Origin of the sequence: Bradyrhizobium uaiense, assembly GCF_010811875.1 — a bacterium.
Taxonomy (GTDB): Bacteria; Pseudomonadota; Alphaproteobacteria; order Rhizobiales; family Xanthobacteraceae; genus Bradyrhizobium; species Bradyrhizobium uaiense.
In genome coordinates this window covers 1-15,625 of sequence record NZ_VKHP01000089.1, presented here as the reverse complement: position 1 = coordinate 15,625, position 15,625 = coordinate 1, and the positions used below count along the sequence as shown (strand labels likewise).

General features: G+C 62.2%; 16 protein-coding genes and 1 pseudogene. 11 read left to right on the top strand and 6 right to left on the bottom strand.

Features of this window, described 5'->3' with window-relative positions:
* The first annotated feature begins 3 nt into the window (after positions 1 to 3).
* Positions 4 to 1,248 (top strand): ABC transporter substrate-binding protein, encoded by a 1,245-nt coding sequence (locus FNJ47_RS21445; RefSeq protein WP_163156597.1) that lies wholly within the window; start codon positions 4 to 6, stop codon positions 1,246 to 1,248.
* A 130-nt stretch (positions 1,249 to 1,378) separates the two neighbouring features.
* On the opposite strand, the gene FNJ47_RS21440 is transcribed toward FNJ47_RS21445, so the two are convergent.
* Complete coding sequence (locus tag FNJ47_RS21440) at positions 1,379 to 2,593, bottom strand: NAD(P)/FAD-dependent oxidoreductase (RefSeq protein ID WP_163156595.1); 1,215 nt, start codon at positions 2,591 to 2,593, stop codon at positions 1,379 to 1,381.
* An 82-nt stretch (positions 2,594 to 2,675) separates the two neighbouring features.
* The gene (locus FNJ47_RS21435; RefSeq protein ID WP_163156593.1) at positions 2,676 to 4,310 is read right to left on the bottom strand and encodes a thiamine pyrophosphate-requiring protein; all 1,635 of its coding nucleotides are present in this window, start codon (positions 4,308 to 4,310) and stop codon (positions 2,676 to 2,678) included.
* A 326-nt stretch (positions 4,311 to 4,636) separates the two neighbouring features.
* On the opposite strand from FNJ47_RS21435, the gene FNJ47_RS21430 reads away from it, so the two are divergent.
* Positions 4,637 to 4,801 carry a Flp family type IVb pilin gene (locus tag FNJ47_RS21430; protein WP_163156591.1) on the top strand — a complete coding sequence of 55 codons (165 nt, stop codon included), beginning with the start codon at positions 4,637 to 4,639 and terminating at the stop codon, positions 4,799 to 4,801.
* 187 nt (positions 4,802 to 4,988) lie between these two features.
* Here the strand turns inward: FNJ47_RS21430 and ku are convergent, their stop codons facing one another.
* Positions 4,989 to 5,966 (bottom strand): non-homologous end joining protein Ku, encoded by a 978-nt coding sequence (gene ku, locus FNJ47_RS21425; protein WP_163156589.1) that lies wholly within the window; start codon positions 5,964 to 5,966, stop codon positions 4,989 to 4,991.
* 241 nt (positions 5,967 to 6,207) lie between these two features.
* On the opposite strand from ku, the gene FNJ47_RS49895 reads away from it, so the two are divergent.
* From FNJ47_RS49895 to FNJ47_RS21405, 6 genes are all read left to right on the top strand, one after another.
* A complete protein-coding gene (locus FNJ47_RS49895) occupies positions 6,208 to 6,360 on the top strand; it encodes a hypothetical protein (protein WP_165445791.1) in 153 nt (50 codons plus the stop codon).
* Positions 6,361 to 6,665: 305 nt separating this feature from the next.
* The gene (locus FNJ47_RS49890; RefSeq protein ID WP_165445790.1) at positions 6,666 to 6,824 is read left to right on the top strand and encodes a hypothetical protein; all 159 of its coding nucleotides are present in this window, start codon (positions 6,666 to 6,668) and stop codon (positions 6,822 to 6,824) included.
* Positions 6,825 to 7,001: 177 nt separating this feature from the next.
* Positions 7,002 to 7,199, top strand: a complete 198-nt coding sequence (locus tag FNJ47_RS21420; RefSeq protein WP_163156588.1) for a hypothetical protein — start codon at positions 7,002 to 7,004, stop codon at positions 7,197 to 7,199.
* Positions 7,200 to 7,367: 168 nt separating this feature from the next.
* Complete coding sequence (locus FNJ47_RS21415; protein WP_163156586.1) at positions 7,368 to 7,646, top strand: hypothetical protein; 279 nt, start codon at positions 7,368 to 7,370, stop codon at positions 7,644 to 7,646.
* Positions 7,647 to 7,702: 56 nt separating this feature from the next.
* On the top strand, positions 7,703 to 8,119 hold the full coding sequence (locus FNJ47_RS21410; protein ID WP_163156584.1) for a hypothetical protein: 417 nt from the start codon (positions 7,703 to 7,705) through the stop codon (positions 8,117 to 8,119).
* Between the two features lie 93 nt (positions 8,120 to 8,212).
* Complete coding sequence (locus tag FNJ47_RS21405) at positions 8,213 to 9,229, top strand: NAD-dependent epimerase (protein WP_163156582.1); 1,017 nt, start codon at positions 8,213 to 8,215, stop codon at positions 9,227 to 9,229.
* Between the two features lie 35 nt (positions 9,230 to 9,264).
* Here FNJ47_RS21405 and FNJ47_RS21400 read toward each other — a convergent pair whose 3' ends face one another.
* Positions 9,265 to 10,584 carry a UDP-glucose dehydrogenase family protein gene (locus FNJ47_RS21400; protein WP_163156580.1) on the bottom strand — a complete coding sequence of 440 codons (1,320 nt, stop codon included), beginning with the start codon at positions 10,582 to 10,584 and terminating at the stop codon, positions 9,265 to 9,267.
* Between the two features lie 208 nt (positions 10,585 to 10,792).
* On the bottom strand, positions 10,793 to 11,821 hold the full coding sequence (locus FNJ47_RS21395) for a UDP-glucuronic acid decarboxylase family protein (RefSeq protein WP_163156578.1): 1,029 nt from the start codon (positions 11,819 to 11,821) through the stop codon (positions 10,793 to 10,795).
* A 377-nt stretch (positions 11,822 to 12,198) separates the two neighbouring features.
* Here FNJ47_RS21395 and FNJ47_RS49885 point away from each other — a divergent pair, with 377 nt between their 5' ends.
* The 3 genes from FNJ47_RS49885 (at position 12,199) to FNJ47_RS21385 (ending at position 15,341) form a co-directional block, all read left to right on the top strand.
* Positions 12,199 to 12,351, top strand: a complete 153-nt coding sequence (locus FNJ47_RS49885) for a hypothetical protein (RefSeq protein ID WP_165445789.1) — start codon at positions 12,199 to 12,201, stop codon at positions 12,349 to 12,351.
* Between the two features lie 511 nt (positions 12,352 to 12,862).
* On the top strand, positions 12,863 to 13,147 hold the full coding sequence (locus FNJ47_RS21390) for a hypothetical protein (RefSeq protein WP_163156576.1): 285 nt from the start codon (positions 12,863 to 12,865) through the stop codon (positions 13,145 to 13,147).
* Positions 13,148 to 13,901: 754 nt separating this feature from the next.
* A complete protein-coding gene (locus FNJ47_RS21385; RefSeq protein ID WP_163156574.1) occupies positions 13,902 to 15,341 on the top strand; it encodes an undecaprenyl-phosphate glucose phosphotransferase in 1,440 nt (479 codons plus the stop codon).
* 177 nt (positions 15,342 to 15,518) lie between these two features.
* Here FNJ47_RS21385 and FNJ47_RS21380 read toward each other — a convergent pair.
* Positions 15,519 to 15,625, bottom strand: a pseudogene (locus FNJ47_RS21380) (IS5/IS1182 family transposase); the annotation flags it as partial.

Sequence of the window (15,625 nt, the reverse complement as noted above, 5' to 3'; positions counted from 1 at the left end):
ATCATGATGTCAGGACATTCAACCGCCACCCGCGTCAGCTTGCTGGCCTCGGCGCTCGCGCTGTGCCTCGCGGCGCCAGCCTATGCCCAGTCCAGCGATCCGATCAAGATCGGCGTGATCGCCGAGGTGCAGTCGATCGCCGGCGCGGCGACCCCGGGCGGCGCGCAGATCGCAGCCGACGAGATCAACGCCAAGGGCGGCGTGATGGGCCGCAAGATCGAGATCGTCACCTACGACAACAAGAGCTCGTCGGCCGATTCGGTGCGCGCCTTCCAGCGCGCGGTGAGCGAGGACAAGGTGTCCGCCGTGATCGCGAGCTACATCAGCGAGGTTGTGCTGGCGCTGGAGCCGTGGGCTTCGCGGCTGAAGATGCCGCTGATCACGCCCGGTGCCGCCTCTAACGAGATCACCAAGGCTGTTCATAACGACTATGAGAAGAACAAGTACACCTTCCACGGCTACCTGACTTCGGCCGCGCAGGCGCAGCTGGTCTGTGATGCGGCCAAGGAGCTCTTGGTCGATCAACTCAAGTTCAAGTCGGTTGCGATCATGAGCGAGGATGCGGCGTGGACCAAGCCGCTCGACGTCGGCTACGAGGCCTGCCTGCCCAAGGCCGGCCTCAAGGTGGTCGAGCATATCCGCTTCTCGCCCGACACCACTGACTTCACGCCGATCTTCAACAAGATGGAAGCGGCGAAGCCCGACGTGATCGTCACCGGCATCTCCCATGTCGGCGTGCAGCCGACGGTGCAGTGGAAGAACCAGCAGGTGCCGATCCCGATGTTCGGCATCAGCGCACAGGCGCTGAGCCCGACATTCTGGGGCGACACCAACGGCGCCGCCGAAGGCGTGCCCTCGCTCGCGGTGGCGACGCCTGATGTCGCGGTCACGCCGAAGACCAAGCCGTTCGCGGCCGCCTTCAAGGCCAAGTTCGGCACGCCGCCGGCCTATACCGGCTACACCGCATATGACGAGGTCTACATCATCGCGGAGGCGATCCAGCGTGCCGGCTCGACCGATCCGGACAAGATGGTCACCGAGCTCGAGAAGACCGACTTCGACGGCACGATCGGCAAGATCCAGTTCTACGGCAAGAACGACGAGTTCACCCACGGCATCAAGTCCGGTCCGGGTGCCGTCACCGGCCTTGTGTTCCAGTGGCAGAACGGCAAGCAGATCACGGTCTGGCCGAAGGCGATCGCCGAAGGCAAGCTGAAGTTTCCGGACTTTGTGAAGCTGTCGCAGTAAGCGCGAGGCGCGAAACTGCGCCGTCATTGCGAGCGAAGCGAAGCAATCCATCTCCCCGCACTGGGATAGATGGATTGCTTCGTCGCTTCGCGCCTCGCAACGACGTCGTGGAGAGCAACCATCCCATCTGCTATTTGCGCGTCGGCGGTGCCGCCTGGATCGTCGGCGCTGCGGCCGCGAGCAGCGCGGTGCGATCGCCGTTGCGCGGCGGATAGATGCGCTGCTGGTTGATGGTCTGCTTGGTGAGCTTTGCGGCCGCACCCGTGGTTCGCACCTCGCGATCCCAGCCGGTGGTGTAGAGCGCGCCCCAGGCGCCGAGATCGAGCACGGTCACGTACCAGTCGATAGCGAGCGGCAGCAGTTTTTCGCCGAACAGATCGGCGACCACGTTGTGTCCCGCAAACCGGCCCATCGGCCGCGCGAACTGGCAGGACATCACGGTCGGATGCTCGCCGTCGATCAGGCAGCAAGCGACGTCGCCGGCGGCGAAGACGCCGTCGAGACCCTCGACGCGCATGGTGTGATCCACCGCAAGACGGCCGAGCCGGTCGCGCTTCGCTGGCAGCGCTGCGGCAAGCGGACTGGCATGCATGCCCGCGCACCACACCACGGTTTTGGCCGGAATGATCTCGCCGCTATCGAGCGTGATGCTGTCGGCAGCGACGGCGCTGACCCTGACATTCAGCCGCGTCTCGACGCCGAGCGCCGAGAGCGCCTCGTTGATGACGGGACGGCCATGCGCGCCGAAGGTTGCGCCGACCACGGGATTGGGATCGATCAGGATCACGCGGTGCTCGCCGGTGATGCCGGCGCGTGCGAGCTTGGCCGGCATTTCGGCCGCGACCTCGATCCCGGTGAACCCGGCGCCGACGACCGCCACCGTCGAACGCGCCTGCGATGGCGGCTCTTTGCCGAGCGCCGCCAGATGCCCGTTGAGCCGCGTCGCCGCCTGGTAGGTGTCGACGTCGAAGCCATGCGCGGCGAGGCCCGGGATCGCGGGCCGCACCAGCTCGCTGCCCGTCGTCAGCACCAGCCGGTCATAGCTCAAATGTTCGGCGCCCGCGCTGGTCTTGACCACGACTTCGCGCTTAGCCGCATCGATCGCTTCGATGTCGGCCACCGTATGCGCGACGCCGACCGGATCGAGCAGATCCTTGAGCGGCAGCGCGACGTCGCCGAGATCGACCTCGTAATTGCGCACCCGGATGTTGTGATAGGCGCAGCGATCGATGACGAGGATCTCGGTGTCGGCCGCGCGTGCACCGATTTCGTCGCGCTTACGGGCCGCACCGAGCGCGGCCCACAGCCCGGCAAAGCCGGCACCCAGCACCAGGATGCGCGCCATCTCTCCCTCCGACGTTGCGTCGGAGGAACCTTGCCCGCGCGGGCGAGGTCAAATCAAGTGGGTGAGGGGGTGCGATATGCCCTCAGGTGCCCGGCCGTGACACCTCGGTCTCCTTGCTGGTGATGAATTCCAGCAGCACCGGGACGCCTTCCTTGGTCTTCTGGATGCCGCGCTTGATCGCGGGGATGATGTCTTCGGGCTTGGTCACCCGCTCGCCATAGCCGCCGAAGGCGCGGGCCATTGCGGCGTAATCGCCGGAGATGTCGGTCGAGCGATATTTCTCGGTCGAGATCGGCATCACCTTCAGCTCGATCGCCATCGAGAAATTGTTGAGCAGGATCGACATGATCGGAATCCGCTCGCGCACCGCAGTCTCGAAATCCATCCCCGTGAAGCCGATCGCGGCATCGCCCCAGACATTGATGCAGAGCTTGTCCGGTTTTGCGAGCTTCGCGCCCATCGCAAGGCCAAGTCCATAGCCGAGCTGCGTGGTCTTGCCCCAGCCGATATAGGACAGCGGCTCGACCGACTTCCAGAATGGCGAGAGCTGGTCGCGCGGGCTGCCGGCGTCATGCGTGATGATGGTGTTGTGGATGTCGACCGTGTGCTGCAGATCCCATAGCACCCGGTATGGATTGAGCGGCGCGTCGTTGTGCGTCAGCTTCGGCATCCACTTGGCGAGCCATTCCGTGTGAGACGCGGCGATCTCTTCCGCGACCGCGCTCGCGTTACGGTCCGCAGTCACGGTCTTGCCGATTTCCTCCAGCAGCGCGTCGAGCACGAGGCCGGCGTCGCCGACGAGGCCGATCCTGGCCTCGACATCCTTGTTGATGTGGTTCGGATCGACCGTCGAATGGATGATGGTCTTGCCCTTCGGCATCGCGATGCCGAACGATGTTTCGGTGAACGAGCAGCCGATGCCGAAGATCACGTCGGCGTCGGCCAAAAATTTCGGCACCGCGCGCGGCACTGCAAGGCCGCCGGAACCGAGCGACAGCGGATGCGTCTCGGGGAATGACGACTTGCCGCCGAGGCTGGTGGTGACCGGGATCGCGAGCCGCTCGGCGAGGCGCTTCAGCTGCGGCCAGGCCTTTGCGTAGTGCACGCCCTGGCCGGCATAGATCACCGGACGCTTGGCGTTGACGAGCAGGGCGGCGGCTTCCTTCACATGGACAGGGTCGGCACCGTAGCGAGTGCGCAGCACCGGCGTGTAGTTGAGGGGCTCCGGCACCTCCTCGTTCCACATGTCGGCGGGGATCTCGACGATGACCGGTCCGCCGCGGCCGTTCTTCAGTTTAGTGAACGCGCGACGGAAAATGTTACAGACCTCCGCGGCGATGTTGATCGGCTCCGAAGATTTGGAAAACGCCTTCATCGCCTGGCTGGAGTTGAAGTTCGGATCGATGTTCGCCAACCGGCGCGCATAGCCCATCGGCAGCACCAGCACGGGTACGGATTCGCCATAGCACTGCGCGACGCCGCCCATCGCATTCTCGGCGCCCGGACCGTGCTGCATGCAGAACGCGCCGATCTTTTCGCCCGAGGTGACGCGGGAGATCGCATCCGCCATGTGCACGCCGATGCGCTCCTGGCGCACCATCACGGGGCGAATGTCGGCGGCGGCAGCGTATTCGATCAGGTGGTTGACCGGGTAGCCCGTGAGGATCTCGATCCCCTCGCGCTTCATGATTTCCGCGATCGCGGTGCCGAGCTTCATCACGGTCACTCCCTTTTGGATGCGGCCGGTTCGTTCCGGCCTCGTTGTCGTCCTGTCCGATAAAGGAACAGGATTCCGCCGACCGGTAAAGCCGAGCTGCGGGCCGGATCGGGTAGTCCTGATATGCGTTTACGCCCAAACGCGGCCGGACGCCCCGCGCCGCGGCGCCCTGATGCAGGCAAAACTAGTACCGAGTTTCTGCGCAACCCTTAAGCGATCGTTCATCGTGTCCATCAATGGGCCGTCAACCAATGTGGCCTAGTTTTGCTGGCATATTACTACGGCGCGGGAGACAAAGAGCCGCGAGCGTCGGACAGGAGCTTTTCATGCGCGGGTTGCTGGCAAGATTTCTGCGGGATGAGGTCGGGGCGACGGCGATCGAATACGCTGTCATCGCCGGCGGTATCAGTATCGTGATCGTCGCCGGCGTCAGGGGCATCGGCACCAGCGTGAGCGGCCAATTCAGTGCCGTCAGCTCGGCGTTCAAGTAGGCGCTATAAGTAAGCGCCGAGAGACACCGCTTCATAGGTCCCCGCTTCAGCCGCCGCCGTCTCCATTCAACGCGCGAAGCATCGCGATGCGCGCGAACATCAGCCAGCGCGCCGCTTACTGGACGTCTTCCGATAGTTTCATGATGTCGTCGGCGGCCTTCCGCAGCGTCACCAGCACGCCGCGGCGTCAGCCAGCCTTCTTCCGCGCCGTGGTGCCTTGCGCGCGCGTTGCCTTCTCGGCCTTCTTCGGCTCGGGCTTGGCGGCCTCCTTGGGCTCGCGCTTGCCGCTGCCCGAGATCGGCAGCAACATCTCGCGCTGGCCCTCGATGCGCTTCTTCGGCTTCTTGCCTTTCGCGGCCTTTGCCTCGGCTTTCCCCGGCGCGGCCTGCTTCTCGTTGGCGAGGCTCTTCTTCAGCGCGTCCATCAGGTTGATGACGTTGCCGCTGGCCTTCGCCGCGGGCTTTGCGATCTTGATGCCGTTGCGCTTCTGGTTGATCAGGTCGATCAGCGCCTGCTCGTAGCGGTCCTCGAACTCCTCCGGATCAAACTCGGCGGATTTCTGCTCGACAATATGCTTGGCGAGGTCGAGCATGTCCTTGGTGATCTTCACGTCCTGGATGTCGTCGAAATATTCCTTCTCGCTGCGCACCTCATAGGGGTAGCGCAGCAGCGTGCCCATCAACCCGTTGTCGAGTGGCTCGAGCGCGATGATGTGCTCGCGGTTGGTCAGCACCACGCGGCCGATCGCGACCTTGTCCATGCTGCGAATGGTCTCGCGGATCACCGCAAAGGCATCGTGGCCGACCTTGCCGTCGGGAACGAGGTAATAGGGGCGGATCAGATAGCGGCTGTCGATCTCGCTGCGCGGCACGAATTCGTCGATCTCGATGGTGCGGGTCGAATCCAGCGCGATGTCGTCGAGCTCTTCCTTGGTGACCTCGATGTAGGTGTCGGTGTCGACCTTGTAGCCCTTCATGATGTCGTCGGTTGAGACTTCCTCACCGGTTTCCGCATCGACCTTGGCGTATTTGATGCGGTGGCCGGTCTTGCGGTTGATCTGGTTGAAGGAGACCTTTTCGGTATCCGACGTCGCCGGGTACAGGGCAACCGGGCAAGTCACGAGCGAAAGGCGCAAAAAGCCCTTCCAGTTGGCGCGGGGGGCCATAGGGAAACTCCGATTACGCAACCGACGGAACGCTCAAGGATAACACCGGGAACCCCAGTTTGAAACAACACGGCCGGGTGAATCTCGTAACGGCGTTAACCGTAGCTTCGGGCTGCGCCCGTTTGACGCGGCGGCGGGACGGCCGTCGGATCGCTCGGAACACCACTCCGGATCACGCGTTGGCCTTGCGAAGGGGAACGGCAATCGCCGGAATTACAGGCACTTAAGCAAGGAGGTCGCGATGGCAACGGAACGACACGGTCAAATCATTGAAACCCCGACCGAGGCGCGTCAGGCCGAGCCTGGACCTTCGGTTCTCGCTCTGCTCACGGCCTCGACGGGGCTCGCCGTGCTGATCCTCGGTGTCGTCTGGTTCGCCTTCTTCCGCGTGTAGCGCTGCTGTCCTGCATGCGAGGCTCCGAAACAGGGACGCAGGCTAGAGCAGTCGCGCACTGCGCGCCCTGCGAGAATGCGTGCGGTCGGTCACGCTTGCGTCCGGCCCGGCCTTCGAATGCTGCGATCGCTGAGGTCTCATCCCGGATCACGCCGCGTGGAATTTTCTTCGACGATGGCTCGCGGCTTCACGAGATTTTGCCGTGGTGATCTGTGATGCGCGCGGCGAATTGCTGGCGCGGCGCGTCACGAGATCATCGAAATTGACTGCTAGCTGATTTGAATCAGATGCGCCTCGAGCTTGAGATGTTCTATCGGCAGGAAGAAAAAAACTCGTTGTTGGTGCGCCTCAGGGAGAAAAGCGTATCAGGCGTCTTCGTCGGGCTGACGGTGCTGGCGATGGCGGGGTGGATTTATCTTCTCAGCTCGATGTTCCTGAAATTTATGCTGTGGTGGTTCTCCTGAGACGTTTGTCTCGCGCGAAGATCGTGCGCGAGAACAACCGTAGTTGCAGCTGACCGTTGCTGCGCCGTTTGATTGAACAAAAATTCCAGCGGCTGAACAATCTTTCGGCGCGCATGATCATGATGTCGTCACAACTCGAAATGTTAAATAACATTCGGACTAACATGGACGATTGTGATGCTTTCTCCCGTTCTGATTCTTGCGGCGGCCTTCGTCGCCGGCTTCTTCTCCGGTTTCGCCGCGCGCTCGTGGCGGTCGAGCAAGCGCCGCGCGCAATATCGGATCTATGCGCCGTATGTGGCGCCGTCAGCTGCGAAGCCGTCGAGGCGGGAGCAGCCAGTTACCGCGTTCGGCCACATGCGCCGCGCGTTCTAGCGGGCTAGTTCGATCGAGGTAGCGCGACAGTGGGGTGAGTTGGGGGTGGCGGGACAACATGCAATCGGTCATCGTGTCCCCGTCCGTGCGGCAGGCGGGTTGGTCGTGTGCCAGAGCCCCGTCTGATCCTGTCGCTGGCCCCGAGGATCGCAAGGGACCTTACGCAACATGAGTGATCTCAGGGGGCAATCGCCCAGGCGATATGTCGTCGATGTCTGTGGCCGGCGCGTGCTGGTCGGTCTCACACTTGAAGAGACGTCGGAGTTCGAGGGTCTCGACTCCTCGCTTCCGGTGCTGACGGATCGAGGAGACCAGGGTTTGCAGCCGTTGTCGTCAGCCGGCGAGGGACGGTGGCTCGAACTCTACGACAAGCACGACAAGGCCTGGATCAAGTGGAAGGCTGATCTCAGGGCCGAGCACGCAGGCAATTCACCCATTTTTAACTAAGACCGGGCGATTCTTGGCCTATCCTGCCTGAATGGGCCCGAACCGGATACTGACAGATGTTTCAGCTGTTTTTGCGGTCTCGCGCGCATGACTTGATCAGGTCGCGGCGCAGCGAGGAAGGTTTCAAGGCCCGCTCGGCCGAGCGCGATGCCGAGACCGATCGCGCCCGGATCGGATCGATCATGGCCGCGATCGAAGCCGCGTTGCAGGCGGCCGAAAGCGAGCAATCCGGCCTTGGCCGCCGTGTCGACGATGTTCTGGCCCGCGCCGCGGTGACGCTCGGCAACGGCACCGACGAATATCTGGAGCGCGAGGCGCTTGACAACCATCACCAGGACCTGTTTGACGCCGAGATATCCAACGGCCAGCGCCGGCTGAAGGAACTCGCGACCGAGATTGCGCACTTCAAGTTCATGAAGGCCGCGGTCCTGAGCCGCTTTCCGGACTATAAGGCTCCGGCCGCCAGCAACTGACGCGCCCCTGCGGCGGCAGGTGAAGGCAGCGGCTGCGCGTGACGGCGCATTCGGCGTGGTCCGGCGCAAGGCGAAAGGCACAGGCACAACGTGATGATCGCAGGCAACCTACTCGTCACGGGCTGCGCCGGCTTTATCGGCTTCCATCTGGCGGAGCATTTGCTGCGGGCAGGGCAGCCGGTCATCGGCATCGACAATCTGAACGGCTACTATGATCCGGCGCTGAAGCGCGCGCGGCTCGATCTGCTCAAGCAGCACCGCGGCTTCACCTTCCTGGAACTCGACCTCGCCGATCGCGCCGGGATGAAGGCGCTGTTCGAACGTTATCGCTTCGAGGTCGTGGTGCATCTCGCCGCGCAGGCCGGTGTGCGCTATTCCCTGCAGAATCCGCAGGCTTACGTGGATTCCAATCTCGAGGGCTTCCTTAACATCCTCGAGGGCTGCCGGCATACCGTCTGCCGGCATCTGCTGTTTGCGTCCTCGTCGTCGGTTTATGGCGCCAACACCAAGCTGCCGTTCTCGGTCCACGACAACGTCGATCATCCGATCAGCCTGTACGCTGCGACCAAGAAGGCCAACGAGCTGATCGCCCATTCCTATAGCCATCTCTATCGCATACCGACGACCGGGCTGCGGTTTTTCACCGTGTATGGGACGTGGTATCGGCCGGACATGGCGCTCTACGCGTTCGCCGACGCGATTACGCAGGGAAAGCCGATCCAGCTGTTCAACAACGGCAATATGCGGCGCGACTTCACCTATGTCGACGACGTGGTCGAGGCGATGGTGCGGTTGATCGGCCGCCCGCCGGAGGGCGACGTCAACTGGTCGGGGGCACATCCAGATCCGGGTTCGAGCAAGGCGCCCTGGCGGGTCTACAATATCGGCAACTCGCGGCCGGAAGAACTGATGCACGTGGTCGGGCTGCTCGAGCAGGGGCTCGGCCGGCAAGCCAATAAAAAGCTGCTGCCGATGCAGCCGGGCGACGTGCCCGCAACCTTCGCCGACGTCACAGACCTCGCGCGCGATATCGGCTTCCGGCCGCAGACCAGGATCGAGGACGGCGTGGCGAAATTCGTCGCCTGGTATCGCGACTATCACCGCGTCTAGAGCATGTTCTCGTTGTGACGGACGAAGAGGGCTCGTTACGCCTGCGGCTGAGAGCGGCGGCCGACGCTTTCGTATTGAAAACCGTGGCCGGTGACCTCGTCCGGACGGTAGATGTTGCGGAGGTCAACAATCACCGGGCAGGCCATCTCGCGCTTCAAACGGGCGAGGTCGAGCGCGCGGAATTGCTCCCATTCGGTCACGATCACCAGCGCGTCGGCGTCCCTGGCGCATTCATAGGGGCCGTCACAATAAGTCACGTCGGACAGTTCGCTGCGCGCCTGCTCCATGCCCTCGGGGTCGTAGGCCTTGATGCTGGCGCCGAGATCCTGCAGCGCGGTGACCAAGGGAATCGACGGCGACTCGCGCATGTCGTCGGTGTTCGGCTTGAAGGTGAGGCCGAGCAGCGCCACGGTCTTGCCGCGCAGCGATCCGCCGAACACGGCGGCGACCTTGCGCGCCATCGCGCGCTTGCGGTTCTCGTTGACCGCAATCACCGCTTCGACGATGCGGACCGGCGCTTCATAGTCCTGCGCGGTCTTGATCAGCGCGCGGGTGTCCTTCGGGAAGCACGATCCGCCGAAACCGGGACCGGCGTGCAGGAACTTGGTGCCGATCCGGTTGTCGAGGCCGATGCCGCGCGCGATCTCCTGCACGTCGGCGCCGACTTTTTCGGCGAGGTCCGCGATCTCGTTGATGAAGGTGATCTTGGTCGCGAGGAAGGCGTTCGCCGCATATTTGATCAGCTCGGCGGTGCGCCGCCCGGTGAACATCACCGGCGCCTGGTTGAGATAGAGCGGGCGATAGATCTCGGCGATCACCTTGCGCGCCCGCTCGTCGTCGGTGCCGACGACGATGCGATCGGGATGCTTGAAGTCGCGGATCGCGGCGCCCTCGCGCAAAAATTCCGGATTGGATGCGACCGCGACGTCGGCTGCAGGATTGGCCTCGCGGATCAGCCGTTCGACCTCGTCGCCGGTGCCGACCGGCACCGTCGACTTGGTGATCACGACGGTGAAATCCTTGAGGTTCGCGGCGATTTCGCGCGCGGCGGCGTAGACATAGCTGAGGTCGGCATGGCCGTCGCCGCGCCGCGAGGGCGTTCCGACCGCGATGAACACCGCCTCCGACTTGCTGACGGGCTCGGCGAGTTCGGTCGAGAAGGTCAGGCGGCCGGCACGGACATTGGTCGCCACCAGGCGGTCGAGGTCAGGCTCGAAGATCGGAATTTCGCCGCGATCGAGCGCGGCAATTTTGTCGGCGTTCTTGTCGACGCACATGACCTGATGGCCGAAATCGGCAAAGCAGGCCCCGGAGACCAGGCCGACGTAACCCGTCCCCACCATCGTTATGCGCATGTCAGGCCCAGGCGCAAGCGAACGACATGGCTTTGGCTCCCCCTCATCGCCACAATCCTAAACCTTCGCAGCGAGCCGTGCAACCATGTTTGTCGCGCCAGGAGTCTCCACGGGCCGCAGCGCGGGCCGCGTCACCATGGGGCAACGTCGCCGCGCGTCTTCCGGGTCTATTGCCGGCAGCCGGCTTGCGGCGTCGGCGCTGGAAAACCTAAGTTGCCGGGATCGCGAGGCCCTGGCTGCCTGCGTGCGGACGCGTCGACGGACCATGAGCGAACCGGCCTCCGGAGTCCGTCAGCAATCCCTCAAAATAGGCGACCGTTCGTGCCAGACCTTGGCGGATCGCCGTCCGTGGCGCCCACCCGAGCAGAGCATTTGCGCGCGAAATGTCAGGCTGGCGTTGCCGTGGATCGTCTTGCGGGAGCGGGCGATGGACGATCTTCGAGTGAGAGCCGGTCAGCTCGATCGTCAGTTCCGCGAGCTCGCGCATCGTGATTTCATGGGGATTGCCGAGATTCAACGGTCCGGTGACCTCGTCCGGCGATTGCATCAGGCGCACCAGCCCATCGATCAGATCGTCGACGTAGCAGAATGCCCGGCTCTGCAGGCCGTCGCCGTAAATCGTGATGTCCTGCCCGCGCAATGCCTGGACGATGAAATTCGAAACCACGCGACCATCGTTCGGGTGCATGCGCGGTCCATAGGTATTGAAGATGCGCGCAACCTTGATGGGCATGCCATGCTGGCGTCGATAGTCGAAGAACAGGGTTTCGGCGCAGCGTTTTCCCTCGTCGTAGCATGAGCGGGGGCCGATCGGGTTGACGTTTCCCCAATACTCTTCGGTTTGAGGATGCGTCGAAGGATCGCCATAAATCTCGGAGGTCGAGGCCTGCAGGATCTTCACTTTGAGCCGCTTGGCCAGCCCGAGCATATTGATGGCGCCGATCACGCTGGTCTTGGTGGTCTGAACCGGGTCGTGCTGGTAATGCACGGGAGAAGCCGGGCAGGCCAGATTGTAGATTTGGTCGACCTCAACATAGAGCGGGAACGTTACGTCGTGACGCAACAGCTCGAAGCGATGATGATCGAGAAGATGCTCGACGTTGCTTCGCGTCCCGGTGAAGAAATTGTCCACGCAAAGCACTTCTGCGCCGCTTGCAAGCAGCCGCTCGCAGAGGTGCGAACCAAGAAATCCCGAGCCGCCAGTCACCAAAATCCGTTCGGCCAGATTGTAAGGCATGACTTCCCCTACCCTGCGACAACCAATTGAGGAAAGCGAAGAAGGATGTCGCGGCTGCCAAGCGCCCTGCTATCCGAAGAATGCGAAGAACATGTCAAAGTTAAGGTTTGTTCGTCTCACGACCGCGCGGACATGAAATGGAACTTGAATATGTACTGCGCCGCGGCTGCGCCTGAGTGAGTTGCATGCACACGTGCGATCAAATTGGGCATGGTGAGGACCAAGCCCGGTGGCAAAGGTGCTGGATCGGTTGCGCGCGCAATGTGAATGCGATCGTTCGTCATGTGCATGGTGCGGTGTGACCGAGCGCCACCGCGTCATGAGATCATCGGATTTGACGAGTACGTCTGATGGTCGACTTGGGGCGAGCCCGATACATGCTTTATCGATTCAAATTTCCTCTGCTGACGCAGTTGAAAGAGAAGAGTCTTGCCGGTGTCCTTGTTGGTTTGGTCGTGCTGGCGATGACCGGATGGATCTATCTGCTGAGCACGATGTTCCTGAAATTTGCGCTTTGGTTCTTCTCATGAAGTGAGGAACCCGTATGCACGCGTGTGATCGGCTCTGCATCGTTGGGCTGCACAAAAAACTTGGCGGATGAACAATCTTTCGGCGCGCTGAATCATGATGTGGTCACAACTTCGGACTGCAGATGCAGAAGCGGGTGAATTGGGAAGCTGGACATGCTTGGTGGTCTGATCCTGAGGTTCTCGGTCTGCATCTTCGCGGTTACGCGCTTCGTCCCTGGCGATCGCACAAGCACTCCGGCCTTGCAGACCGTCGGGAGGCAGGCTCGCGCCTTGTGATGACGACCGTACTCACACGTCGGCTTGATCATGCGCGGGAGCCTGTGCCGTCGCGGACGTTGGCTGCTGCCTCGAAAACCTGTCACGTTGGTCGAGCTGGCTGAAGGGACCGATTGATGAACTGGTTGGCCGTTCGGCGTGTACCCCTGATCGCTGTTGCGAACTCGCCCGGATCGGGCCGCCGGCGGCTTGCGGCTCGAGCCTGCTCCCCGATCGCAAAGCGAGTTCCTGTAAAATGACCGACCTCAGGGGGAACTCGCCACCGCGCTATTGCATCGACGATGACGGCCGGCGCGTTTTGATCGGTCTCACTTTTGAGGAGACCTTCGAGTTCGAGCGGCTCGATCATCTGTCGGGTCTGCACGATGCTGGGCACGTGCTGTGGGACCCCTCCGGCCGCCCAGTCAGCCGGCCGGCGCAGCGTTGGCTCGAATTGTACAGCAAGCACGATCGCGCATGGTTGCAGTGGATGGAAAGTGCGCGGACTGCGCGCAGGAAGGATCTGCCCATTCTCAACTAGGCGAGCTGATTTTGCTGCGATCGTTAGGCAAAGCGCGTTTCATGTCGGGACTATGACTGCTTCGCCGTGTTTCGGCCGCAAGACTTTGCGCTCCGTCTAGTGGAACCGCAGCCGCCAGAGGTTCCTCCCAGCGCGGGGCCCGAACAGGATGCCGGATCAGAGATCGGAACTGAAGGCGTTCGGTGAACACGACGGTATAGATAGACAGTGTCTTGCTGGCCACCAGCCGCGTGCGAGCGAGAGCACGACGAGGAGAAACGGCTCGGCCGAATTGTCCTGATGTCAGGGCTGTGTGTGCAGGCAACCACACGTCGGAAAAAAGAATCAACAAATCGTTTACCGCGTGCAAGTGCTGCATGCAGCCGATTGCTCAAGGAAGTGTCAGCTGCACGATGACGATCGTGCAACCGGTCGCTCTTCGTTGCACAACGCTGATGGCGCGCAGGTTCCGTACTCGCGTTGAACAATCGCGCATCACGAATTGATTGCTCATGCATCATGCTGTGATCGCAGCGCGCGTCATGCGTTTGCAATGCGAAGAGTGGAATTGATTTTTCTGGTGCGGCGCCACAATGTCGCTGCGTTTAGTAAACACCTTGCGCTCGCACGAACCCACGCATCCCAATCAAGGCTTTGGTGTTAGAACGTTTCGCAGCATCCGACGCACCTTTCATCGACATTTCACCGACGTTTTTGGCTTTGTCCGTTTTGTTTCACGCCGCGCGCGGCCGTTGATGTGATGATGAGGTTCGAGATGTCTGTAACAACATATGGCTCTGACGGACTCAGCATACTGACGTCGAACCGCGGGACCTCGCTGCAGAGACCGTTCCAGCTCTTCATCATCGCCGGCGACTTCCTTCTCATCCTGCTCTGCTATATGGCGGCGAGCGCGCTCTATCGTGAGTTCATGAATTCGCCGACCGATCCTGACAATTCGCTCGGCGCCGGCTTGATTGTTGGCATGGTGTTCGTGGTGGCCGCTTATTTTCAGGGCGTCTATGACAACCACAAATTGCTCGATACGTTTTGGCAATCGCGAAAAGTTGTCTTTACCTGGCTGTTCGCGCTGACGACGCTGGCCGTCGCGGCCTTCCTCCTGAAGTCGACCGCCAATCTGTCGCGCGGCACGATCATCCTGTTCACCGGGATCGGGGCGGTCGGGCTCGTCACGCACCGGGTGGTCTGGCGCTACTGCCTGTCATCGGCGTTCGCCAAGGGACGGCTGATCGACCGCAAGGTGATCCTGCTCAGCCTGCGTTCGCTGGACTTCACGTCGAGCCGCTTCAAGGACCTTCGCAGGCACGGGTTCGACGTCGTTCGTCATTTCGTGCTCACCGTCGGCCCGGAACAGGACGACGCGGCATGGAGCGAACAGGTTGCCGACGTGATCAGGCAGTCGCGTGCGGCCGATGTCGACGAATATCTCGTGGCGATCGACTGGAACGAGCTGCCGATGCTGCAGAAACTAAGCCAGCACCTGCGGGTGGTTCCGCAGCCGATCCGCCTGTTGCCAGACTTTCCGATCGCCGACCTGGTCTCGCGGCCATTCCTGCCGGTCAGCGGAACCGTCGCGATCGAAATCCAGCGGCCGCCGCTCACGGTGTTCGAGCGGGTCCAGAAGCGCTGCCTCGACATCGGGCTGGCGTCCTTTGCGCTTTTGATGCTGGCGCCGCTGATCATCACCGCCGCGCTGCTCGTCAAGCTCGATACGGCCGGTCCGATCATTTTCCGGCAGTCGCGCCGCGGCTTCAATGGCAAGCCGTTCAAGATCTGGAAATTCCGCAGCATGACCGTGGCCGAGAATGGCTCCAATGTCACGCAGGCCACCAGGCAGGATAAGCGGGTGACGCGGGTCGGTCGCTTCCTGCGCAGGACCAGCATCGACGAGCTGCCGCAGCTCTGGAACGTGCTGCGCGGCGAGATGTCACTGGTAGGTCCGCGTCCGCACGCGCTGGCCCACGATAATTACTACGACCAGCTGATCAGCAAATATGTGTATCGGCACCACATGAAGCCGGGGCTGACCGGATGGGCCCAGGTCAACGGCTTCCGAGGCGAGACCCCGACCATCGATCTGATGGAAAAGCGCGTCGAGTATGACGTCTGGTATGTGAGCAACTGGAGCATCTGGCTCGACATCCGGATCATCATCCGGACGGCGACCGCGTTGATGTACCAGGAGGCATACTAATCGCCATGCAGCCACAGTGAGGGGGCAGACGCCCCGCGTGGCCAGTTGGCGTCGCCGACGGCAACTTCAGGAGGGGTAGCGACAAGCGCGCAGCGTTTGCGCGAAGACCATGCTGAAAGGAGCCGGGGCGCGATGACGATTCAGCCCAATCTCGTCGTGCTCTAGGTGGTGTGGACACTAGCGCATCCATAGAACAATGGCAGCGAGAGTGACGACGGCCCGGTAATTCCGGGCCGTTTTTTCGAAGCGGGTTGCGACACGTCGGAACTGCTTGAGCTTTGAGA